General features: G+C 34.5%; 19 protein-coding genes. 5 read left to right on the top strand and 14 right to left on the bottom strand.

Translation table 11 applies throughout. The features are described 5' to 3' along the window. The first annotated feature begins 5 nt into the window (after positions 1-5). Entirely contained in the window at positions 6-476 is a 471-nt protein-coding gene (locus N4T20_RS03000; RefSeq protein ID WP_260671642.1) for a DUF4296 domain-containing protein, read from the top strand. Here N4T20_RS03000 and N4T20_RS02995 read toward each other — a convergent pair whose 3' ends face one another. Further along, positions 477-1,478 (bottom strand): NAD-dependent epimerase/dehydratase family protein, encoded by a 1,002-nt coding sequence (locus N4T20_RS02995; protein ID WP_260671641.1) that lies wholly within the window; start codon positions 1,476-1,478, stop codon positions 477-479. Positions 1,479-1,710: 232 nt separating this feature from the next. Between N4T20_RS02995 and tyrS the strand changes: the two genes are divergently transcribed. Continuing rightward, positions 1,711-3,006 carry a tyrosine--tRNA ligase gene (tyrS, locus tag N4T20_RS02990; protein ID WP_260671640.1) on the top strand — a complete coding sequence of 432 codons (1,296 nt, stop codon included), beginning with the start codon at positions 1,711-1,713 and terminating at the stop codon, positions 3,004-3,006. A 114-nt stretch (positions 3,007-3,120) separates the two neighbouring features. Here the strand turns inward: tyrS and N4T20_RS02985 are convergent, their stop codons facing one another. From N4T20_RS02985 to N4T20_RS02960, 6 genes are all read right to left on the bottom strand, one after another. Continuing rightward, positions 3,121-4,044 carry an IS3 family transposase gene (locus N4T20_RS02985; protein ID WP_260673091.1) on the bottom strand — a complete coding sequence of 308 codons (924 nt, stop codon included), beginning with the start codon at positions 4,042-4,044 and terminating at the stop codon, positions 3,121-3,123. Next, complete coding sequence (locus tag N4T20_RS02980) at positions 3,954-4,487, bottom strand: helix-turn-helix domain-containing protein (RefSeq protein WP_260671639.1); 534 nt, start codon at positions 4,485-4,487, stop codon at positions 3,954-3,956. Before N4T20_RS02980 ends, N4T20_RS02985 begins: the two co-directional genes overlap by 91 nt. 196 nt (positions 4,488-4,683) lie before the next feature. Continuing rightward, positions 4,684-5,664, bottom strand: coding sequence for an acyl transferase (locus tag N4T20_RS02975; RefSeq protein ID WP_260673090.1), 981 nt, complete (start codon positions 5,662-5,664; stop codon positions 4,684-4,686). Between the two features lie 146 nt (positions 5,665-5,810). Then, positions 5,811-6,149: a T9SS type A sorting domain-containing protein gene (locus N4T20_RS02970; protein ID WP_260671638.1), complete on the bottom strand. Its 339-nt coding sequence runs from the start codon at positions 6,147-6,149 to the stop codon at positions 5,811-5,813. Positions 6,150-6,256: 107 nt separating this feature from the next. Next, on the bottom strand, positions 6,257-7,441 hold the full coding sequence (locus N4T20_RS02965; protein WP_260671637.1) for a hypothetical protein: 1,185 nt from the start codon (positions 7,439-7,441) through the stop codon (positions 6,257-6,259). A 244-nt stretch (positions 7,442-7,685) separates the two neighbouring features. After that, positions 7,686-10,442, bottom strand: coding sequence for a TonB-dependent receptor (locus tag N4T20_RS02960; protein WP_260671636.1), 2,757 nt, complete (start codon positions 10,440-10,442; stop codon positions 7,686-7,688). A gap of 243 nt (positions 10,443-10,685) precedes the next feature. Between N4T20_RS02960 and N4T20_RS02955 the strand changes: the two genes are divergently transcribed. The 3 genes from N4T20_RS02955 (at position 10,686) to N4T20_RS02945 (ending at position 14,153) form a co-directional block, all read left to right on the top strand. Further along, positions 10,686-11,369, top strand: a complete 684-nt coding sequence (locus N4T20_RS02955) for a response regulator transcription factor (RefSeq protein ID WP_008465097.1) — start codon at positions 10,686-10,688, stop codon at positions 11,367-11,369. A gap of 224 nt (positions 11,370-11,593) precedes the next feature. After that, positions 11,594-12,673 carry a sensor histidine kinase gene (locus tag N4T20_RS02950; protein ID WP_260671635.1) on the top strand — a complete coding sequence of 360 codons (1,080 nt, stop codon included), beginning with the start codon at positions 11,594-11,596 and terminating at the stop codon, positions 12,671-12,673. 169 nt (positions 12,674-12,842) lie between these two features. Next, complete coding sequence (locus tag N4T20_RS02945; protein ID WP_260671634.1) at positions 12,843-14,153, top strand: OprO/OprP family phosphate-selective porin; 1,311 nt, start codon at positions 12,843-12,845, stop codon at positions 14,151-14,153. A 113-nt stretch (positions 14,154-14,266) separates the two neighbouring features. Here N4T20_RS02945 and N4T20_RS02940 read toward each other — a convergent pair whose 3' ends face one another. The 7 genes from N4T20_RS02940 to N4T20_RS02910 all read right to left on the bottom strand — a co-directional run bounded on the left by N4T20_RS02940 (position 14,267) and on the right by N4T20_RS02910 (position 23,389). Next, a complete protein-coding gene (locus tag N4T20_RS02940) occupies positions 14,267-15,346 on the bottom strand; it encodes a glycosyltransferase (RefSeq protein ID WP_260671633.1) in 1,080 nt (359 codons plus the stop codon). Positions 15,347-15,807: 461 nt separating this feature from the next. Beyond that, positions 15,808-16,383, bottom strand: coding sequence for a hypothetical protein (locus N4T20_RS02935; protein ID WP_260671632.1), 576 nt, complete (start codon positions 16,381-16,383; stop codon positions 15,808-15,810). A gap of 63 nt (positions 16,384-16,446) precedes the next feature. After that, positions 16,447-19,881, bottom strand: a complete 3,435-nt coding sequence (locus N4T20_RS02930) for a hypothetical protein (protein WP_260671631.1) — start codon at positions 19,879-19,881, stop codon at positions 16,447-16,449. 128 nt (positions 19,882-20,009) lie between these two features. Further along, positions 20,010-20,243: a DUF2007 domain-containing protein gene (locus N4T20_RS02925; RefSeq protein ID WP_260671630.1), complete on the bottom strand. Its 234-nt coding sequence runs from the start codon at positions 20,241-20,243 to the stop codon at positions 20,010-20,012. An 82-nt stretch (positions 20,244-20,325) separates the two neighbouring features. Then, entirely contained in the window at positions 20,326-20,871 is a 546-nt protein-coding gene (locus N4T20_RS02920; RefSeq protein WP_260671629.1) for a hypothetical protein, read from the bottom strand. Between the two features lie 140 nt (positions 20,872-21,011). Then, a complete protein-coding gene (locus tag N4T20_RS02915) occupies positions 21,012-21,980 on the bottom strand; it encodes a DUF6438 domain-containing protein (protein WP_260671628.1) in 969 nt (322 codons plus the stop codon). Positions 21,981-21,991: 11 nt separating this feature from the next. After that, a complete protein-coding gene (locus N4T20_RS02910; RefSeq protein ID WP_260671627.1) occupies positions 21,992-23,389 on the bottom strand; it encodes a hypothetical protein in 1,398 nt (465 codons plus the stop codon). Between the last annotated feature and the right edge of the window lie 103 nt (positions 23,390-23,492).

The raw sequence follows: 23,492 nt of genomic DNA, 5'->3' as shown, positions 1-23,492 counted from the left end.
CAGCTATGAAGAATTTTATAGTCATACTATTGGTTTTGTTTCTTTCTGTAAGCTGCAAAAAAGAGGTTGTAAAACAGCCTGCAAAGCTTATTGAGAAAGAGAAAATGATTGATATTATGTATGATTTATCTCTTTTGGAAGCAATGAGATATCAGAAGCCATTGTCTTTGGATTCAATAGACAACAATCCGACAAGGTTTGTTTTGAAAAAATATAAAGTAGACAGTCTTCAGTTTGCGCAGAGCAATATCTATTATGCTTCGGATTACGAAAGTTATAAAGATATGTTTGATGCAGTAAATAAAAGGATTTCTGTAAATCAGCGAGCAGCAGATTCTTTAGCTAAAATTGATGAAAAGAAAGCGGCTAAGGAAGCAAAAAATAAGGCTAAAACGGCTTCAAAAGATTCTGTTCAAAAACCAGCTCCAAAAATTAATATCGATTCTATAAGAGAGGCTCACAGAAATAGGAAATAACTATAGTTTTGAGCTGTCGTTAATATATTGATGAATATCTGTAAAAACCGTTCCTAGAGCGGTTTTTATTTTTTCGTTGCTATATAGGTTTTTTGAATACGAAGCTTTTGCTGTTGCTTTTGTAATGCTTCTTTTTCTAAAAAATAAAGTCGAAAATATTCCGTCGGCAATCCACAATGCATTCATAAAAAAAGGAGAGGCATGAATGTGCGGTCTTTTTACTTTTAAAACATCAGAAACAGTGTTTAAAAGGTCTTTAAAAATGATATTGTCAGAAATGAGCGTAAAACGTTCGTTTTTTATTTCGCTTTTCATCAGTTCATAAGTAGTTTTTGCAACATCATCAACAGAGATGAAACCAGTGCTCCCAAGTGTATAGAACGGAAGCCCCTTGGCTACTTTTCGATAAATTTCACTGCTGCCTTCGTCGAAAATATCCATCATTTTCGGCGGACCCAAAATTACTCCCGGATTTACGATAATGACATTTAAGCCTTCCTGCTGTGCGCGCCATACTTCCATTTCGGCACCGTATTTAGAAATGGCATAATCGCTGTGCGGTTTCTCAGGATTCCAGTCTGTTTCTTCGGTAATGTGTGTTTCATGAGGTGCAATATCTCCCAAAGCGGCTATAGAACTGATGTAGCAAAATTTTTCTACCTCTTTGGCAATGGAAAAATTGACCATATTGGCAGTTCCTTCGATATTGGTTTTTCTAAGGTTTTCTTCGTCTTTTGGATCAAACGAAATAACTGCTGCGCAGTGATACACTTGTTTGATGTCGATAAAAGCGGTTTCAAGTGAAGGAACGTCCAGAATATCGGCTTCGAGCCAATTGATTTTTTCAAACAGATCTGTTTTTTTATACAAGTCAAAAACCGATTTTGTCTTCTGAATATTTTTTTCGGTTCTGTAAATTGCCCGAACATTTTCTCCACTCTCAATTAAATGAAGCAATAAATGTGCACCTACTAAACCAGTTCCTCCAGTTACTAATATCATGTTGTAAAGATAAGTTTTTGCTTTTAAGGTGCAAAGTTGCAAAGGGACAAAGTTGCAAAGGTTTTTTTTCTTTTGCCACGAAGGCGCTAAGGCGCGAAATTTTTGCTTTTTGTTGTGAAGGCTTAGTGTAAACTTTATAGAAGTAAAAAACTTTGCGCCTTAGTGTCTTAGTGGCAGACTTTTTTGTCATTGCCATTGACATTGATTACATTTGCGCAAATTATTTAAAAAAATGAAGAATCTAGTTGAAGAATTAAAATGGCGCGGGTTATACCATGATAGTATGCCTGGAACGGAAGAACAATTGCTAAAAGAAGCTACCACTGCCTATATCGGTTTTGATCCAACGGCAGATTCACTGCACATCGGAAGTATGGTTCAGATTATTTTATTGGTTCACCTAAAGAATTTCGGGCATAGACCGATTGCTTTAGTAGGTGGAGCAACAGGAATGATCGGTGATCCTTCTGGTAAATCTGATGAAAGAAACTTGCTTGACGAAGAGGCTTTGGCTAAAAACGTAGCTGGAATCAAAAGCGTTTTGTCTCGTTTCTTAGATTTTAATTCAACCGAAGCCAATGCGCCACTAATGGTGAATAACTACGATTGGATGAAAGAATTCTCTTTTATCGATTTTGCACGTGAAGTTGGAAAAAGAATCACCGTAAATTATATGATGGCTAAAGATTCTGTAAAAAAGAGATTTAGCGGAGAAGGTGAAGGAATGTCTTTTACAGAATTTACATATCAATTAATTCAAGGTTACGATTTCTATCATTTATATAAAAACAACAACTGTATTCTGCAAATGGGAGGTTCTGACCAATGGGGTAATATTACTACTGGTACAGAATTAGTGCGCAGAATGGGAGGTGAGAATGCTAAAGCTTATGCCTTAACAACGCCTCTTATTACAAAAGCGGACGGATCTAAATTTGGAAAGTCTGAAGGTGGAAACGTTTGGCTAGATGCGGACAAGACTTCTGTATACAAATTCTACCAATTTTGGGTAAACACGACCGATGTTGATGCTGAGAAATACATTAAAATCTTTACTTTCTTAGATAAAGATACTATTGAAGCTTTAATTGAAGAGCACAAAACGGCTCCGCATTTAAGAGTTTTACAAAAGAAATTAGCAGAAGAAATTACTGTTTTTGTTCATAATAGAGAAGAATTGGAAAAAGCAATTCAGGCTTCAAATATTTTGTTTGGAAATTCAACTGCAGAAGATTTGAAAAAATTGGATGAAGCTACTTTTTTAGAAGTTTTTGACGGAGTTCCGCAAGCTGAAATCGCAAAAGCTGATTTAGAAAACGGATTGGATATTATTACAGTTTTAAACGAAAAAACGGGTTTCTTTAAATCAAACGGAGAGGCGAGAAGAGCTCTAACGGCTAACTCAATTTCTGTAAATAGAGAAAAAATAAAAGAAGATTTTGTTTTAACGGCAAATGATTTAATCAATAATCAATTCGTTTTATTGCAAAGCGGAAAGAAGAATTATTTTGTGATTCGTGTTGTTTAAAAGTTTAACTTTTTAATCGGTTTATTGTTTAATCGATCATTAAAACTTTTACCTAAATATATAAATCCCAATGTTCAAAATAGACTGCACCCAAAAGTTTAGACGAATTTATAATTAAATTTGATAATAATGAGCTCGATATTGTATCGGGCTCATTCCTTTTAGATTAAGTTTGATTCTTTCGTTATTATAATATTTTATATATTCTTCGATCTCTTTTTTTAATTGATTTACAGAGATGTATTTCTTAAGATAAAAGAGCTCTGATTTTAAAATTCCAAAGAAATTTTCGATCACTGCATTATCTAGGCAATTTCCTTTTCTGGACATACTTTGTTTGATTCCTTTCTCTTTAAGCAGCGATTGATACTTTTTCATTTGGTACTGCCAACCCTGATCTGAGTGCAATATCAGATTTGTATTTTTGGGTATCCTTCTAAAAGACTTTTTAAGCATGGCTGTTATTTGTTCAAAATGCGGCCTTTCAGATAATTCATAACTTATAATTTCTCCATTAAATAAATCAATAATCGGAGAAAGGTATAATTTGCTACCCGATACATTAAATTCCGTTATGTCAGTTGCCCATTTCTCATTAGGCCTGCAGGCCTTAAAGTTGCGCTGAAGCAAATTAGGAGCTATTTTTCCCTGGTCTCCTTTGTATGATTTGTATTTTTTGACGCGGATTAAACTTTTCAGTCCTAAAGCCTTCATCAATCTCAGTATTGTTTTATGATTAATTAAGATTCCTTTTTGTTTGATTAACAAAGTAATGCGCCTGTAGCCTAACCGCCCTTTGTGATGATTATAAATATCTTTGATTAACTGCTTTATTTCTTGATATTTATCTATTGCCTGCTTCTTTTTTTCATAGTAATAATAAGTGCTTCTAACCATGTCCATACAATTTAGCAAAACATCTAAATCGTATTTATGCCTTAATTCCATTATGGTTTGAGCCTTTTGTTTTGTTTGGCTTGTTCGGCTTGAACTAAGGCATTGAACTTTTTTAAAATTTCGTTCTCTGCTCGTAAATATTCCAGTTCCTTTAAAAGTTCTTCTTCTCGAGTTAAGGGCTGGTTTGTTTTGCGTGGTTTTCTTTTAAAATTCATAGCTGGAGTTCTGCCTTTGGGTTTAAGCTTCAAACCTTTTAAACCATCTCTTTTATATTCTTGCTGCCAACTAAGTATTGTGGATTTTGCAGGAATATTGAATGCTAAACAGGCTTTGCCCAAAGATAAGGCCTTATTGTCAATAGAATGCAATACTTTTAACTTAAAATTTAAGCTGTATTTTGTATTTCTTGATTTTGGAAGCAGTCCTTCACTGCCAAATTTCATATAGAAACTAATCCATCTTTTTAGGCTGGTGTTGGATATGTCATACTTTGAAGCAGTGGGCTCTAATCCTTTGTGATTTTTTAAAACTTCTTCTACACAGTGAAGTTTAAATTCATAATTGTACTTGACTTTTCTTTCCATAAAAATGCCCCCATATAGTGTCTAACTTTTTGGGGGCAGTTCAAAAAGAATATTGGGATTTTTTTTATAGAAGAAAATCATTCCGTAGGAATGTCTCGTTGGTAGAATTGAAAATGGGTTGGTAATTATATGTTCCGCAGGAACGTTTGATTAGAGCAGTGAATTATCGATTAAATGATTAACCAAATTAACAATTTTAAAGAACCATCAAATTACACCCACGAATATCAGAATTATCAAAACGTCCCAATACTTCAAAAGAGTTGTTGGGATTTTTTTTGCCTAAATCTTGCGTCGCGATAAAAGAGCATGAATTGATATTGGCCAAATCGATCACATTAATTCCGCCTGTTTTTCCATCTTTTACATACGTTAAAGCATCTTCTGGATCGCGAACTAAAATATGCATCCAAGAAGGGCATTCAAAAACACCTTCGCCAAGAGAATAAGCTTGCGCTAAAAGTTCAGTCATTCCGTATTCTGAATGAATGGATGAAACGCCAAAGCCTTTGCATAAAATGTCGTGCAATTCCTCGCGAATCATTTCTTTGCGTTTCCCTTTCATTCCTCCAGTTTCCATAATAATGGTATTTTGAAGATTGAATTGGTGCTTTTCGATCAAATCTAACAAAGCATACGTAACCCCAATTAAAATTACATTTTGGCCTGCTTCGTCTAGTTCAAGAAGTTTTTTGATTAGGTCGTCGTGGTTGTGCAAATAAAACCCGCTTTCAGGCTGATTAGAGAGTTTTATTAGGTCTTCGACCATATAAATTAATGAAGAGCCTTCACGCTCTAAATAAGACGGTAAAAGGGCTAAAACAACATAATCTTCGATGTTGCCGTAAAATTGTGAAAACCCTTTGCGGTAACTTTCTTCGTATAGAGAAACATCGGTTACTAGATGTCTGCTGGTAATCATTCCGGTTGTGCCGCTGCTGGTAAAAGTTACCTGTGCAGGATCGGTGTTGGAAACAACATCATGGCTTTTGAAAAACTGAATGGGTAAAAAAGGAATCTGCTGCAGTGATTTTACCTGCTGCGGATTTACTTTTAAAAAATCACAGAAATCGCGATAGACTTTGTTGTTTTCGTGCTGAAAACGAAACACTTTTAGTGCTATTTTTTCAAATTGTTTCTGACTCGAAATGGTAAATATATCGCTGGCTGTAATCAAAACTTTTTTTTGCAAAGATATTGATTTTTGGTGTTCAGTGCTCAGTTTTTTGTCTCGCGATTCAGTGTTCAGTTTAAAAAGTCTGAACACTACAAGCTGGATACTGAATACAAAAAAAAGCTCCCAATTTAGGAGCTTTCTATATTTTATCTTATAATGAGTTTTCGTGTTGCCGATGCGTTCTGTTCGCTTATTTTGATGATGTAAACACCTGGCGGTAAGTCTGAAACACTTAGTTCTCTTGAAACCAAATGTGCCTGTAATACTTTTTTGCCTAAGATGTCAAACACAATAATTTCTTTCTCCAAATCGTTTTTAGATGAGATATAGACTTTTCCGTTTGTCACTGGATTAGGATACAAGCTAAGACCCTCAATAGAAGTAGATTCCTGAGGTTTTGGTAATTGCTTGCTGTCCTGCGCCGAAACGCTTACAGTAAAGAAAAATGCCAATAAGAAAGTAATATAAAAGTAGTTTTTTGCCATCGCGTGTATTTGATTAGTGTAAATATACAAAAAAAATTACAAAAATGACGCCAAAAAAAAACATCCTAAATATTTAGGATGTTTTTAACATTATGTTTTCGAAGAGATTAGAAACCTACTGTCCATCCAGCAGCCCATGTTGGTTGAGCAACACCAGCTCCTGCTCCAGTTGCAGTAGCAGATTCTACAGACACTGCAGATACGTCAGCAGCTGTACCGTCTGTTTTCTTTCCTTTAGTTTTTGTAGGTACATCAGCAACATAAAGTATGTTTGTAACTTTTAAAGCTGATGGTACGAAAGCGATAGTTTCATCGTTTTCAACATCGATACCAGTTTTCCATCCGCTTAAAACTACGTTAGAAACTTGACCTTTAGTACCTCTTCTGAATTTGATACCTTGGTTTTCAGTGTATACAGTTGCATCTGCAGCACTTCCAGGTCCAATAAGAGTCATGTTAGTGATAGTTGGGTTAGCGATTGGAGTATTAGCGTATCCTAATTCGAAGTTATCAGCTTCAATTCCTCTGTTTCCTTTTCCGAAAGCTAATTTACCGTACCAGTTAGTGTTTGTTCCAGACCATCCTTCAGTCCAGTCAAATTGATCATCTTCGTTACCGATAGCAACTAAGTTAGAAGTATTTACAGTTCCACCGAAGAATTCGAATCCGTCATCAGAACCGTGGAAAGCTTGTACGTTTTCAACAACTGTACCTGAACCAACTCCGAAGAAAGAAAGTGCGTTGAATTCTTTTTCAGTGTTGAAAGCAGCTCCAGCATACTCGATTCTTAAGAATCTAATTACTCCAGAGTTATCGTTAGCAACAGTTCCACCGTAAGTTAAGTCAGCAACCTCAGATTGAGCTGTTCCTGTTCCGCCAGATGTACGGTTGATAGGAGCTTTTCCGCAAATTACTAATCCACCCCAGTCTCCAGCAGCTTTAGTAGCTAAACCAGATGTCATGATAACAGGTTTTGCAGCTGTACCATTTACGTTAATTTTAGCTCCTTGTGCGATTGCGATATAAGCAGATGTTCCTCCAACTCCTTGAATTACTGTTCCAGCAGGAATAGTAAGTGTAGCGCCAGAGTTAACTTGAAGTTTTCCTGTTAGTTTGTAAGTTGTTCCTGCATCAAGAACTACTTCTCCGTCAGTGATAGTACCTTTGAAATCATTTGCATTTACTACAAATGAAGATGCTGGTTTTTTGTTGTCGTCACTACTAGAGCAGCTTGTAAATAAACTTGCAGATAAAGTAACAATTCCAATTAATTTTACAATTGAGTTTTTCATAATTGTGTTGATAATTTTTGTGTTTAATTTCTTGAGGCAAAGATGGTTTAGAAATCTTTTTTAGATGTTAAGAAACTATGATTGTTAGTTTAATAAAAACTGTATTTAATATTAAGAGAATGTTAGGTTTGTAAAGCGAAATTAAACTTGTTTTTGGATGTCAAGAACCTTAAGGGTTTGCGTTATAAACAGAAAAAGGTCAGCTGTTAAACTGACCTCTTCTTTATATTGGATTTTTATTTTTTTAGAATGTGTAATTAAGTTTGAAGCTTAATCCTAATCCTTTTTTGTATGATAAAACATTTACGTCTCCAGAAGCATTTTCTTGTACTCTGTTGATTCTTGGATCAAGAATGTTTTTTACAACCAAATCTAATCCTAAGTTTTTGTTTAATTTAGATTTAGCGATAAAATCTAATGAACCAAAAGCTTTGTCAACCAAGTCACCTCTTCCGTTTGTTCCAATAGCATTAATACGGTCTGAGAAGTAGCTATATGCAATAGTTGTGTTTAAGCTTTTATCATTTTCCCATTCTGCTAAGTAAGAAAGGTCTGCATTTAGCAATAAATCTGAAGCTCCTGTAAACTGGCTTTTTGTGTTTGTAAATACAACTTGGTAATCTGTCTCTCTGTCAACTTTGTCAGCATTTAACTCTTGGCTTGTATGTAAGTAAGAAGCGTTAATACCAGCAGATAATTTTTTTGTATTTACTTCGTCAAAATTGAAAAGCATTTTACGGTATTCTACTTCAGCTCCTGCTACATAACCATAATCTCCAGTGTTGATGTATGAGATATCATTTGAAGAAGAAGCAATCGTAACTTCGTTCATTGGGTTAACAATGTATTTTCCAAAAGCAGTAAATGAAATTAATTCGTCGCTTGTAGGGAACATTTCCCATTTAATATCTAAGTTGTAATCGTCAGACTCGTATAAGTAAGGGTTACCTACTTTTACTTGTAAAACTTCTTCGTAAACAAATAATGCTCTTTCTTTAAATTGAGGCAAAGTATATGTTTTGCTAAAACCGAAACGCAAATTTTGTTTTTCGTTCAATTCATATTTCATTGTTAAACTTGGCAAGAAAGCTACTTTGCTTAATTCGTCACTTCCGACATCACCTAACTGTGTATTCCAGTCTACATTTTGCACAATAGATTCTGCACGTAAACCTAAAACAGCTGTAAATTTCGGGTTGAATTTGTATTCTGTATTTAAGTAACCTCCAAAGATAGTTTGTTTACCATCGTATGTTTGAGGATCTAAAGCGTTTGATACTTGAGAGTTTCCTCTAAAAGTAGAAATATTGAAATATCCGTTGTTTAAGTTAGTTTCGTTATAAAACAAATCTAGATTATTTGGATCAACAATTGTGTTTGTATAACCTGGCTGCGATAAGAAGTTGAATTGAGAAGCTTCAAAATTTCTGTTTTTAATTCTTCCGCTTGCTCCTAATGTGAATTTTCCTTTGTATTCATCATCAGAATTTTTGTTGAATTTGTAATCTACAGAAAGATTACCTGCTAACTCATCTTCTTTTAGTTTTTGGAAGTACCTGTGGTTATCCGGTCTAGAGATAGAAGATAATACATAACCATTTGGCTCATTTCTAAAAGTGTTTTGAGCTCTATCTGGCATAGAACCATCAATAATGTTGTAAGATGCTCCCCAATTTAATTTAGATCTATCGCTTAATTTATGATCTCCAAGTAATTGGTTAATCCAAAGGCTGTTTTTCTCGTAGTTAAAACGACGAATTAAACCATTTCCGTTGTTTGCAAGATCGACAATGTATCCAGCATATTCTTCTTTAGATTGAGATGATGTATTGATGTAAACTGTATTGAAGCTTACTCTATTGTCTGAGTTAATTTTATAACCAACATTCAATAATCCTGTTGAGTTTGTTTGGTATCCCATGTCAGTGTACGAATAGAAATCTTTGTTTGCCACTCCAGCACCGTTTACTCCTCCTTTTGCAGTTGCGTTACGGATTGAGTTGTACTCATTACTGAAATTTGCAGTAGCAAAGAAGCTTAACTTTCCTCCATCACCAACATTAAAAGATTTTCCTCCTGATATGCCTAACGAACCTGCAATTGGATTTTTGCCATCCATTTGTAAAGTGTTGTAGTTATATTGAGTTAGAGGATTGCTTGGAATTGAAGGATTGTCAAAACCAAAGCTGTTGATGCCTCTTTGTAATTTAAAATCTTTTTCGGCTAATGCGTTTGTGTTTACATTAGAACCCATTTCGATTTTAAAATATCCGTTCCCTTTATAGTCTTTAGAAATAATGTCTACGTTACCTCCAGCAAAATCTCCATATAATTTACTGCTGTAAACTTTGTCTATAGAAACATATTCTAAGATATCTGTAGAGAAAATTTCAAGATTGATGTTTTTCTTTTCCGCATCATTAGACGGAATTGGCAATCCGTTCATTGTTGTAGAATTGTAACGGTCGCCTAAACCTCTTACGAAAATGTTTCCAGAACCTTCTTGTTTTGTAATACCAGTAGTTTTAGAAACAGCTGCGGCTACATCACTAACTCCTTTTCTAGAAAGTTCTTGTGCGCCAATTGATTGTTTAATATCTACAGCATTTTTTTGTTCTAAAAGCAAAGCAGACTCTTTTTGTTTGCTTCCTGCAGATGATTTTACCACTACATCCTTAAGAGTATAGCTTCCAGATGAAAGTCCTTGATTAACTGTTACAGTTTCGTTTGCTTTTACAGCAACTGGAGCTTCTACAGATTCATATCCTAAAAAACTAAAAATTAAAGTGTAATTTCCAGGATTAACGCTTAACGAATATTTTCCGTCCACGTCGGTATTTACGCTAATATTTGTACCTTTAACTAAAACATTAGCAAATGGCAGAGCTGCGTTGTTCATATCTTTGTCAGTCAGAACTCCAGAAATCGTACCTTTGTTTTGCGCGATCGAAATCGTACAGATAAATAATGCAATAAAGAGAAATCTTAAATTGAATTTCATTTTTTTTCAGTGTTGTGTTTGTGTCTTATTATTTTGGTGCAAAGAAAGAACCGCTCTGTGAAGTCCATGTTACCGACTTGTTATGTTTTTGTGTTGTTAAGATTATCAAATTGTTACGAGATTAAATTACGGTTAACACCATTTTTTAAAGGTTCTTTTGTTAGTATATTTACCCTGTGAAATAAGAAATATCGAATGTTTAATGAAGAAGTTTCGATATAAAAATCTCAATTTTTGCTATTTATGAAAAAAACACAAACTAAGATTTTATTAGTTGACGACGAACCAGATATCTTAGAAATCGTTGGCTATAACCTTGCTCAGGAAGGCTATCAGATTGTTACAGCTTCTAATGGAAAAGATGCTATAGCAAAAGCACAGAAAGAGCTGCCAGAATTAATCATTATGGACGTGATGATGGCAGAAATGGACGGAATGGAAGCTTGCGAGCATATTAGAAAAATTCCAGAATTAAATAATGTTATCATAACATTCCTTACAGCAAGAAGCGAAGATTATTCTCAAGTAGCTGGTTTCGACGCAGGTGCCGACGACTATATAACAAAACCTATTAAGCCAAAATTATTGGTGTCTAAAGTAAAGGCGCTGTTAAGAAGATTAAAAGAGCAAGAAGTTGTTACAGATACTTTAAATGTAGGCGGAATCGAAATTAACCGTGAGGAATACAAAATCATAAAAGGCAATGTAGAAATTGCTTTGCCAAGAAAAGAATTCGAATTATTCTATCTATTGGCTTCAAAACCAGGTAAAGTTTTTAAAAGAGACGAAATTCTGGATAAAGTTTGGGGTAACGAAGTTGTGGTTGGAGGAAGAACAATCGATGTTCATATCAGAAAACTGCGCGAAAAAATAGGAGAAGATCTTTTTAAAACCATAAAAGGCGTAGGCTATAAATTTGAAGTTTAGTATTCTGTAAAAATTTGAACCATATAAGTGATATAAGTTCATTTAAATTATAGCCTGCATATTTTCTGTAATCAAAGTGTATCTTTGTCAAAGTTCTAAACTTTGACAAAGATTTACTTTTTTAAGTTCTCACGTAAATTCAATTGATTAGGTTCTGTTTTTAAATGAACTTATATCACTTATATGGTGAAATAAAATAATCTCTAAATGGTTCAATATTTTCAATGAAAATTAATTTTAAGAAAACATACAAGTTTGCTATAAAATCGGCATTGTATATCAGTCTTTTCACAACAGGATTTGTGCTGATATTAATGTCATTATTTTATAAAAATCAATTAAAACATCAAGTTGCGTTTGGAATAATTTTCATTATCGCAGTCTATATTTTCTCTTTTCTGGTTTTGCAATATCGCGTAGAACGATTTATTTACCGAAGAGTAAAAAAAATCTACGATGAGGTATCATTATTAGAATCGACAACATTAATCAATCAGCCGATTAATACCGATATGGAAACGCTTTCGCGTGAGGTGAAAAAGTTTGCTACAGATAAAAAACTCGAAATCGAAATGCTCGAAATTCGTGAGCAATATAGAAGAGAGTTTTTAGGAAACGTTTCGCACGAGCTGAAAACGCCTCTGTTTACTGTTCAAGGCTACGTTTCTACTTTGCTTGATGGCGCCATGGATGATAAAAATATTAGAAAGAAATATTTAAAGCGTGCCGAAAAAGGAGTAGAGCGCCTTATTTATATCGTAGAAGATCTAGACATGATTACCAAATTAGAATCGGGAGATTTGGATTTGAACATGACTGATTTTGATATTGTCGAACTGATCGAGAATGTTTTTGAACTGCTGGAAATGAAAGCAGACAAAAAGAAAATCAAACTGGCCTTTGAAAGTAAAAATGTAAAGTCGGTTATCATTAGGGGAGATCAGGACAGGATTCAGCAGGTGCTCGAAAACTTGATTGTAAACTCTATTAAGTACGGAAAAGAGGGAGGTCTGACAGAAGTTGGAGTTGTCAACCTAACCAAGAAAAAAGTCTTAATTCGCATTAGCGATAATGGAGAAGGGGTTGAAAAACAAAATATTCCGAGACTTTTTGAACGCTTTTACAGAGTGGATAAAAGCGGAACAAGATCTGAAGGAGGTTCTGGATTAGGTTTGGCAATTGTAAAGCATATTATTGAAGCTCATAAAGAGAAAGTTTATGTAGAAAGTGAGTTCGGAATTGGTTCTGAGTTCTCTTTTACGCTTGAAAAAGCAAATAAATCGTCAAAAGCTGAGGTTAAATAAATGTAAGTTCATATGAGCTAAAAGCCCTGAAACAGGGGTGTTTAACAATAAATAAACATACGGATTCTGGCCGTAACATTAAATTTTTATTATAGTAACATCTGGTTAATGATTTCTTAACATAGGTGCTCCATCTTTGCATCCTGAAATTAAGGGAATTACAGAACTAATGATAAAAAGAAAATTATTGGCAGTTTTATTACTGCTGACCTGTGCTGCAAATGCGCAAGAAACGAACAAGCAAGAGCTGAACAAACAGGATGTAAAAAACGAAGTAATGCGTATTTTAGATTCTATAAACAAAGCAAAACTTCCTGATACTAAATCTGGAGGTGGAGTTGAAGAACATTGGTATGATAGAATCTCTCTTCGAGGTTATGCGCAAATTAGATACAATGGTCTGTTTTCTACAAACGATAAAGTTTCTTGCGAGCAATGTGATAGATCTTGGGGAACAACTTCGACAGCTCCAGACGCAAAAGCAAATAACGGACTTTTTATTCGCCGTGCCCGTTTAGTGTTTTCTGGGCAAGTGCACCCAAATGTATTTTTCTATTTTCAGCCCGATTTTGCAAGTTCGCCGTCAAGCGGAATTAATAACTTCGTTCAGATTCGCGACTTGTATTTTGATCTTTCTTTTGATAAGAAAAAAGAATATCGAGTGCGTGTCGGGCAAAGTAAAATTCCGTACGGATTTGAAAATATGCAGTCAAGCTCACAACGTTTGACTTTAGACCGTGCCGATGCCATCAACTCTTCAATTTTGAATGAGCGTGATTTAGGAATATTCTTTTATTGGGCGCCAGCCGAAATCAGAAAACGTTTTGAAATGCTGGTTAAAGACGGTTACAAAGGTTCTGGAGATTTTGGGGTTTTTGCTTTTGGGGTTTACAATGGTCAGATTGCAAACAAATTGGACGGAAACCGAGACTTGAATGTTGTAACCAGAGTAACGTATCCTTTTGTTATTGGAAGCCAGATTATAGAACCAGGAATTCAGGCTTATACTGGTAAATGGGCTTTTACAGGAGAAGTTTCGCCGGGAGTTATTGTTAATGACCCTCAATATGTAAAAGATCAGCGAGTGGGAGCGACTTTTGTTTTGTATCCAAGACCATTCGGAATCCAGACCGAATACAACATCGGGACAGGACCTCGATACAATACGCTGACCAAAACAATTGACCAAACCGATTTGAATGGAGGTTACGTTTTGTTAAACTACAAATGGGATATCAAAAAACAGCATATTTATCCTTTCGCTAAATTCCAATATTATGACGGAGGAAAAAAATACGAAAAAGATGCTAGAAGCTACGTAGTTAGAGATTACCAATTTGGTGTCGAATGGCAGCCAATTAAAGCATTTGAACTTACAGCAGAATATGTAGTGGCAGACCGAACTTTTGAAGATAGCGCACTGCCAATAAACAGACAGCAAGGAAATGTCTTAAGATTGCAGGTACAGTTTAACTTCTAATTAGGACGCAGATAAAACTGATTCTTTTGGAAAATTTCAATTGCCTCTAGCTTTAGCTGGAGGTTTTTTTATAGGAGGAAACACTAAATAAAATCCGTTTCATCAGCGTGCAATTATGCAGTTTTGTCTTCAAAAACAGCAAATAGGGAATCCCAGTCAATATTATTTTCAAATTGGGATAATCCTTTAAACGAGTCCACTTTTGATAAATCCTGAATCGTAAAGTCGTCTTGGATTGCATAGGGCACAAGATTTTCTTCTTGAAGTTTTACTGCTAGATATTCCTGCTCGTATTGTCCCGGCGTCGGAATAAAAAAGGCTTTTTTGCCCAACTTTGCCAAATCCATTACCGTGGTGTAGCCAGAACGGCACAAAACAAACTCACTTTCGTTAAAAGTCTGTTCGAGCTGTTTGGAGTTCATAAAATTATAGTAGGTAACATTTCCAGCCTGCCATTTTTCTTGAGATTTTTCTACTTTTCCTTGTACAAAAACTACTTTTCCAGGATATTTTGCCGCTTCTTTCTGCAGTTTTTCATCCAAGAAAGTGCGCTGCGGTTCGGGACCAGACAATATAATCATCAGATCGTATATCTTTGGAGTATCCTTCTTTTTCATGCGGCTCAACGGACCGATATATTTTAGATTCAGATCATTATTTTTTAAATGGCCTAAATCTCCTGTCAGGTTTATTTTTTCATTCGTGTCTGGAACCCAGCACTGATTGTATTTTTTAATAAAATGCTGATGGCATTTACTGGTAAACCAAGTCGTGTTTCCAGTCATTACATTCAATTGGTGCGTAATAAAAACAGAAGGCACTTTTTTGCTGATCACTCCCAATCTGTTATCCGAGATAATGCCATCAATGCCGTGCTTTTTTACCCAATGATTTACCATCTTTTTTTCATCCAAAATGGCGGTAATCATTTTCGGAAGATTTTTAATCAGCTTCCATTTAAAGTTTTTGCCATTCTTTGCATATTCAATATGATAAGAAGGCAGTTCTAAAGTTTGTATATAAGGAAATTCTTTTCGCAATAAAGCCAGCGCAACTCCGTCAGAAGCAATTATAGGGATGTAATTATTCTCTTGAAGCGCCTTGATAATAGGAATGCAGCGAGTAGCGTGCCCAAGTCCCCAGTTTAATGGAGCCACTAAAATAGTTTTATTCGCAGAATAATCTATACTCATTTTTAACAGTTTTAAAAACGAAGATAGAAAAATATGTTTTTTATGTTATTTCGAAGGTATTACTAAATTATTAACTGTAATTTAAGCTTCTAAGTTTCTGAGATGCTAAGGCTCTAAGATGACAAGGTTTACTACAAACTATGAAGAAGCTTTCTCAAAAGAATAATCACTTTGGGCAAACAGAACATTTATAAAATATTCTATCAGCAAAACCCCAGCGGGGTAAAATATTTATAGAATTTTAATAGGACAAGTCAAAAAGCTCCGGAGGAGCGGCATATATTCGATTATGAAATAAATTTGTCGCTCCTCTGGAGCTTTATATTGTAAAAGATATTTTAGCTATAAATATTCCGCTTCTCCGAAGCTTGCAAAAAACAAGCTGTCCTTTTGAGACAGCTTGTTTTTTTTATTCAAAACTAGTAAATCTTAGAGACTCAGCATCTCAGAAGCTTAGTAGCTTAATCCTGAATATACGTTTTATTGCCATTTTTGTTAATGTAGTATTTACCGCCTCTTGGTCCTGTATATACTTTTTTACCATTGTATTCGCCCGTTACTTTGTCTGGAACTGAAGGAGCTTTTTCGTTAGTTTCCTTTAAAGTTTTTGTAGCCGATTTTTTAGCAGCTGTGGCATCTTTTTTAGCAGCGTCAGCTTTTGCGGTTGTTTTTTTAGCGTCGGCTTTGGTTTTGTCGGCAGAGCTTTTTGCTTTGTCAGCTGTACTTTTTGCTTTATCAGATTCTACAGTAGCTTTTTTTGCATCAGCTTTAGCTTTAGCCGCTTCTTTGTCGGCAGTCTTTTTTGCTGCGTCAGCAGATTCTTTTTTGGCTTTTGTTGAAGCAGATTTTGCGTCATCTGCAGCTTTTTTAGATTTTGTGGCTTCTTTTTTCGCATCAGCCGAAGCTTTGTCTGCACTTGCTTTAGCTTTTTTTGCCGAAGCTTCTGTTTTACTTTTCGTAGTTTTTGCAGTTGTTTCCTGTGCGTAAAAATTAGAAGAAAAAACAACCATTAAACATAATAATACTAATTTTTTCATAAGGCTAAAAGTTTAAATTTCAATTAAAATTAAACAATTTATTGTCATCTTTTTCGCAACACCTTAAAAATATGCGCGAAGTTGGACATTTCCTGTATGAATCGTATTTCCAGTTTCACTTTTTCTGCCCTGATAATTTAAATTAACGTCTAGAAAAGATGTAATGTTCTTTTGCAGAAGTAGTTTCCAAACCAAATTTGATCCCGCTTGGAGTCCTTCGAGCATCTGAAAACCTACTGATGAAAATTCATTTCCATCAAATTTATTTTCATAAAAAGAAAATTCTCCATTAACCGTAACTTTCTTTTCGCCTGCATAAGAAAAAGAAGTTCCGATTCTGTTTTGGTCTAAAGTTTCGAAATTTCCAATCTGGTTTTTCTTGTTTTGAAGTTCGTAAAAGAAATCCAATTTGGTGTTTTTTGAAAACAGATAACTGACTTTTGGCGCCAGCTGAGAACCTTTGATGTCATAATTTTTCTCTGTAAAATCTTTAGAAACCAAATCGGTTTGAATGGTTTTGGCAAAGAAATTAAACAGCCAGCTTTTTTGATATAAATGTGTGTATTGAATTTGATGCGAATAATTCTGTACTTGCTGAGAACCAACAGAAAGAAGGCTTTTGCCTTTGTTGACCAAATAGGAATAGGTAACAGAATGTTTTTGCTTGCCTCGATTGTAAAACAAGCTGTTTCTAAAACTCGAATTCAATCCCAGTATATTTTCTTCTGATGAATCAAACGGATTGAGTTCTAATTTTTCTCCGTCGCTCTTAACCTTTCGATCCATTATAAAAGAGGTCTGGTTGTAAAAATAAGACAGCAGCTTTTTAAATCCTTTTTCATTCTGCCACTGTAACGGATTTAAAGTTAGAGACTGCGAAAATTTATTTTGATTGGTTTTAATATAAATTTGGTTTGGCAAAAAGATCCTCACATAGCGCGCCTGATCCTGATAAACTGCAACTTCAAATTCTTCCAATTCCTGAATTCCGTTGCCGTTATAATCATTCCAAGTATAAACTCCTTGTCCTGTAGGCACTTCTACATAGGTAAACTCTTGCTGTGCGATTGTTCCAGAACTGGTTTCGTAAGCCGTTCCAATCTGTATGAATTGGTTAAAAAAACGATCGTTGTACAACACTCTCGAATTTAATGAAGGTTCGTTCTGTCTCGATTTATTTGTGAAATCCAAATTTCTGTAACTCGCGTAAACTGCTAAATCGGTTGTTTTGTTCTGAATCAATTTGGATTTTAAGTAATATGTCTGCGAATTGTTGACGTGCTGTAGTAATCCGTTTTGCAAACTATCGTTTCGCCTTTGCAGAAAACCGACTTCAACAAAAACTTTGGTGCTGTCGCCGCGTCCTGTAAACACACCATATTCTGAAAATCTTTGGCTTAAAGCCGAAAACTGGCTGGTTGATTTATCTTTTTGCTGATTGTCTTCCAATTGCATAGTTCCTCCAATCCAATTTTTTCCAAAATGATATTTGGTTCGGGTCTGATTTCTGATGAATTTAGAAGTTGAAGCCGTAGCGTCAGAATTTAGGAAGCTTCCGTTGTTTTCGATGGTCCAATTTTTCAATTTGAATAAAGCGTTTGTTGTATGTCTCGCACCCGAATAGCTTTCGCTGAAATCTAGTTTTTCAAACTGATAAGTCAGCAAACCAATATTTGAAGTTTCTTTTTTCGAAAACAGATCAAAATTCAAACCCGTAATCAAAAGGCTCTGATTGCCATAAAGTGTTCCTGTTAAATTCCAATCACGATTAAATTCAATATTATACAAACGTTCGACCGATTTAAAATTCTGCTGCACATATTGATAATTTGCAAAAGCATCCAGATTCCAGCTTCTAGAGAAAAGACGTTTTTTAAGATTGGTTTTAAAAGCAATTCCTTCATTATTGCCATCATCAATTCCAGAAAATAAATTCTGGTCATTATTGCTGACAGCCAATTCAAAATCGACTAAAGTTTTCTCATCTGGATTATATTTCCCTAAAAAAGTTGCCACCTGAAGTTTCATTGGCGCGACAAGCTGTACAATTGGTTCGTAATTTCCTTGAAGAATTCCGTTAACAGGTTCAACATATTGGTAGATTCTTTCGACAGAATTATTGTTTTGAATGATATAATTTCCAGCATTTGCCCCAACTTGGCTAAATCTTACATTGTACAAAACATCGGAAGGATTATTCGAATATTCGTAAACTTCAACCGAATTGACCAGCGTTTTTTTGTACAGAATTTTATTTTCGGCATAAGTATCTTCATAAGCAGAAGGCGCTTTCATGAGATTGACATCATCGCCCGCCTGACTTAAAATCTGAACTTGTTCGGGAGAAAGATTTTGCTGTAGAGGCTGATTTTTCATATCATTCTCAGAATATAAATAACCGCCAAAACTCCAGTTTTTGTTTTCGTGCGTTGCTCCCGCATACGTTACAAGACGATTGTAATTTCGTTCTGAATATTGGTATTCTACATTAATACGCATTTCTGAAGTGATGGTGAAAAGCGAAGTAAAAACAATTTCTCCTGCATTATAGTCAATCACATAATCATTGTTTTCGCCTCTTTTTAGCAAAACGCCGTTTACATAAACTCGTTCTGAACCCGAAATCACGAGAACATACAACTCGCCATTTTGACCTTTCAATTTGTACGGACCTTGATTGCCTTCTTGACCTGTAAAGGTACTTTTGGCATATTGGCCTTTTACAAAAGCGACTGAAGCAAAAACATTTGTTTTGCTTTTTCCGGTGTCAAAATCAAAGTTGGCAGAAAGTCCTTGAACCTTTTTGTTGAAGCCCAAAAATTGGGTTTTTCTATTTTCTAAAAAAACATCGCCTGCACGAATGTTCCAATCATCACTAAAAAGTTCTATGAAAATATTATCAAACTGATCGAGTTTTTGCGAATAGCCACCATCTTGCAGCGGAATATTATTGTCTTGAAGAGAAGCTCTTAAGCTTACTTTGTCTGAAAGTTTTCCTGTAATCTGTAAATCTAAATTGGAGTTTAAAACCGTGCTCTGGTTATTGCCGACCGTAACGCCTCGGGTAATGCTTCCAGAAGTTTCAAGACCATCAAAAGGCGTTGCTTTTTTGGCGTTTGAAGCGTTATCTATTCGGTACAATTTGTCTGTTCCAACATCACCGCTCACAATCTGATCCGATTTGTAAAGACTATATTCTCTCGTTAAGAGATCTGGATAATTGAGATAATTGACAATTAAAGTATCTGAAACCGATTGGAAATTTTCATTTAGAAGAAGAAAACCTTTTTGAAAATCAACCTTGTAAGAAGTCGAATCGATTGGTTCATTTCTAGTATTCAGAATTTGGAAAAAACCAGAGTTGATGGCCACTTTTTCGAGATGGATAGTGTCTTTTGAAACGATTACTTTTTTGGTTTTGTACAGCGATTCGGTCTCCTGAGCCTGAAGCGCAGAAAACCAGAAGAAAACCGTCAAAAACAGTAATTTTTTCAACATAAATACTTTAACTCTAAAAAGTCAAAAGTAGTATTTATAATCAAGAAATCGTGAGGCTTTTGTTTATAGGAAAACAGATAGATTATTTTCCATTTCAAAAGGTTTGTATTGTAGGATTTAGATTGAAATTACACATTAAAATCGTATTCTCCTTCATTGCAAGCGTCAATTATTTTTTTGCTTTTTGCCAAATTTTCTTCAAGTACTTTTAAAATTGCAGCGCCATTGCCTCCAGCAGAAACAGACCACGGCTGGATATTTGACATATATTCATTGGCGGTAAAAACTGAAATGCCGTTATTCTCTAATAAATTTTTAATATTCATCGCTTCCATATAAGAGCCTTTAAAAATTTCAATCATGACTTTGTGTGTTTTGATGGGATGTATTAGAACTTCACATTGTCTTTTTGCCTATATGAAGCCTTGGTTTTGGCTAAACTGATTAATTGTATAAATAAGGATTCGACCATTCAGACATTACAGTCCATTTACTTTTTACTTTTTCCATTATTACAATAGTTATTCTTGCTCCTGACATAAATAATGCTTCTGCTGTAAAAACAAGATATTTTTTGTTTTGATAATAAATAGGCTCAGAAAATGCATATACTCTGCCGTGGTATTTATACGTAAGATATTCTTGATTCTTAACCGTATTCATACTTTCTAAAAGAACCTTTTTATATTTAAAATCATTAGTCTCCCAAAAAGCGTTACTGCACCACCAGACTCTTTCACTTGGTGTGCAAGTATTTTTGTATTTCTTCTTCATTTTTTCAAAATCTCTCCAATTAAATAATTTAGTGTATGCTTTGCAATTATTCACTGGATCATTAATCATTTTGACATTTGACTCGAAGATGGTTAAAGTTTCATTAGAATTTATTTTTTCCTTTGCAACATATATTGTTTGTGCGGTGTCTTTTACAATTGTTTCAAAATAAGTGTTGAGGGCTTCGTATTTATCCTTTTTTTTCTGTGCAGACAAAGAGGCTGAAAAATTTACTGTTAGCAGTAATATGAGTGAGCAAAAAAAGTAGTTTTTCATCTTTTCTAAAGCTTAGTTGTATTTTTTTCTGCTATTTTCTAAAACTTATAAAATCTTGATACATTTTAAATGTAAAAAAGCTATTCCCAATTTGTTGCACTTGCAATTTTAAATAAATTAGAATAGATCAAACGTAAACCAAAGGTGCCTTGCATTCCATAATCTCTAATTTCTTTAACACTCCCATCGGAAAAAGTTATTTTTAGAATAGTAGTTTGGCTATCTGTCCAATCGACATCATAATTATTATTAAGTTCTTTTACTTTAATGTATTCTAATATTTTGACAAGTTCTGTAAAATAAGATAAGGCAATTTTTTTTGTTGAACTTCCTTCAAAATTCATAAAACTTTTCCCTTTAAAATCTGCTTGCCCATCTTGGTTAATTTTTAAGTCATAGGAAGGACAATCTCCAAAACAACCATTTGTATTTATTTCTATGGATATAACATCATATCGAAGTTTATTGCCAGTATTTATCTCAATAAAGTCATTAAATTTATAAGTTAGAGTGTCAATTTGCATGACTCTTGGTAAATCGGTGAACCCATTATTCGGAATTGATTTTGAATGTAAGAAATGCAGTTCGTTACTATTTCCAATTTTAAACGGTTTAATGAATTCACAGTCATCTATTGATCCTGTTGAGAATCCAAATAATTTAAAGACATTACTGCCCATATCCATAATTGCATAAGGATAGTAATTATTATACCAATATGCGTGAAAGATTAAATCTGTTTTGCCATCATTATTCAAGTCTTTTTTTTCCCAATTTAAAACATTCCATTTTTTGAATATACCATTGCAATTTAAATCGTTAGCTATTGAATCTGTGGATTTAATTCTCATATTTCCAGCCCTATAGCTTTTAAATTTTGGATTGACTGTTTTGGCAAATTCAATTACATCAGCAGTTGTCTCTAAACTGTCTATTTTATTACTTAGAATGTTTAAATCTTCTTTTTTTGCAACTTCGTTATGATCATTTTTTTTAAATAATGAGCAACTCATGAAACCGAAAAGTAACGCAATACAAATATTTTTCATTTTCTTGTGATTTAATTACATGATTTCCCTACTGGCTTTTGTTCATATGGAGTTCCTTGCGCTATTGCATGACCAGTAGCTTCGGCATTGGTTCTATTGATAATCCTAATGTTATCAGCACTTCCCGAAGGAAATGTAGCATCAAATATTGGGGCATCTTTTAAAGTTCCCCATGCCAAATCTTTATAAACCTGATAGGGCACGGTAGAATTGTCATCATATTCCTGTAATGCACCTGCCATAGCATTAACATATTTGTCAGCCATTTCTTTATGCTGTGCATCTTGTTTGTCTTTACTAGCTGAATGCTCCTTTTTTACATATACTTCAAATAATTCTGGGAAAGAAGCTAGTGTTGTTGATTGAGTACTGTTGTAATCGTCAACAATGCTCAAAAAAAAGGCATGAATTACTTCATGAATTAAAACTGTAGCCTTGTAAAGCTTTGTTCCATCGGTAGATTTGTCTCTGTCAATCCTAATTTCATAATTATATGTAGAAAGTTTTTGTGTTTCAGCGTAACCTTTCCCAACTGTAGATTTCATCACCATATTTACATTATAAATACTACTTGCGCCTAAGATTCGCAGTATTTCTGCGATGTCATAATTTGTTCCGCTTTTTAATTGTTCCATAACAGCTTTTGGGCAAGGATCAAGTTTTGAATCGTCTATTTTTTTCTCAATATTATTTTCGACTGTATTTGGGGTTCTGGTACTGCCGTCACCACCGCTGCCACCATGTGGGCCTCCATAATCATCTGAATCTCCTGATCCGTAACATCCAATCATCGTTATAGGAGTAAAGCGTTTGTTTCCTTCACTGCCCGTATACCAGCCTAGAAAAAGGCACGTGCTATATGGCGCTTTTGCTGTTACATTATTCTTAGTTGGTTTTAGTAATTCTTTTCCTTTTTCATATTCTCTTGGTAGTGCCACTTCATTTTTAGAATTGACCACCATAATAGTACCGTTAAATTTTTTATCTACCGTATAAAAGTTGATTTCTTTATTGGTGTTGTCAAAATTTTGGTCTTTTGTAAAGAAAATTACATCCGAAACTTTGAAGCTGCCGTTGGCTTCGGGTCTAAAAACCAGCCTGTGGAAGGACTTCGCTTCTAGGTCGTCATTCATTTTTAACGTTAAATTGTCTTCTAAAATAAGCGGTACCTCCACCACTTTACCTTTTGCCCCATCAGTCACGATTGCATTGTTCCAGTCGATTTGTTTGGAATGCTCTAATATTGATGATTGGGTTTCAGTATTTTCTAGCCATTTTTTTGCTTCAAAAACTGTCTTTTCTTGGCTAATTGTTTGGTCTTCGGCAACATTTTCTTTCTCACAGCCTGTAAAGGCAATAATAATGAAAAACAACAAGGTTTTTGCACTTCGGGTAAGTTTAAGGTTCATTTTTTGGTAAGGTTTATTGGTGAAATTTGTTTGCAAGAGTTTTTATAGACAGTATAAATATTTGAATGCCAGGTCTAAAAATCATAATCTTGCTGTTTATATA

This window comes from Flavobacterium sp. TR2 (assembly GCF_025252405.1).
GTDB lineage: Bacteria > Bacteroidota > Bacteroidia > Flavobacteriales > Flavobacteriaceae > Flavobacterium.
This window is presented reverse-complemented; position numbering and strand designations above follow the sequence as displayed.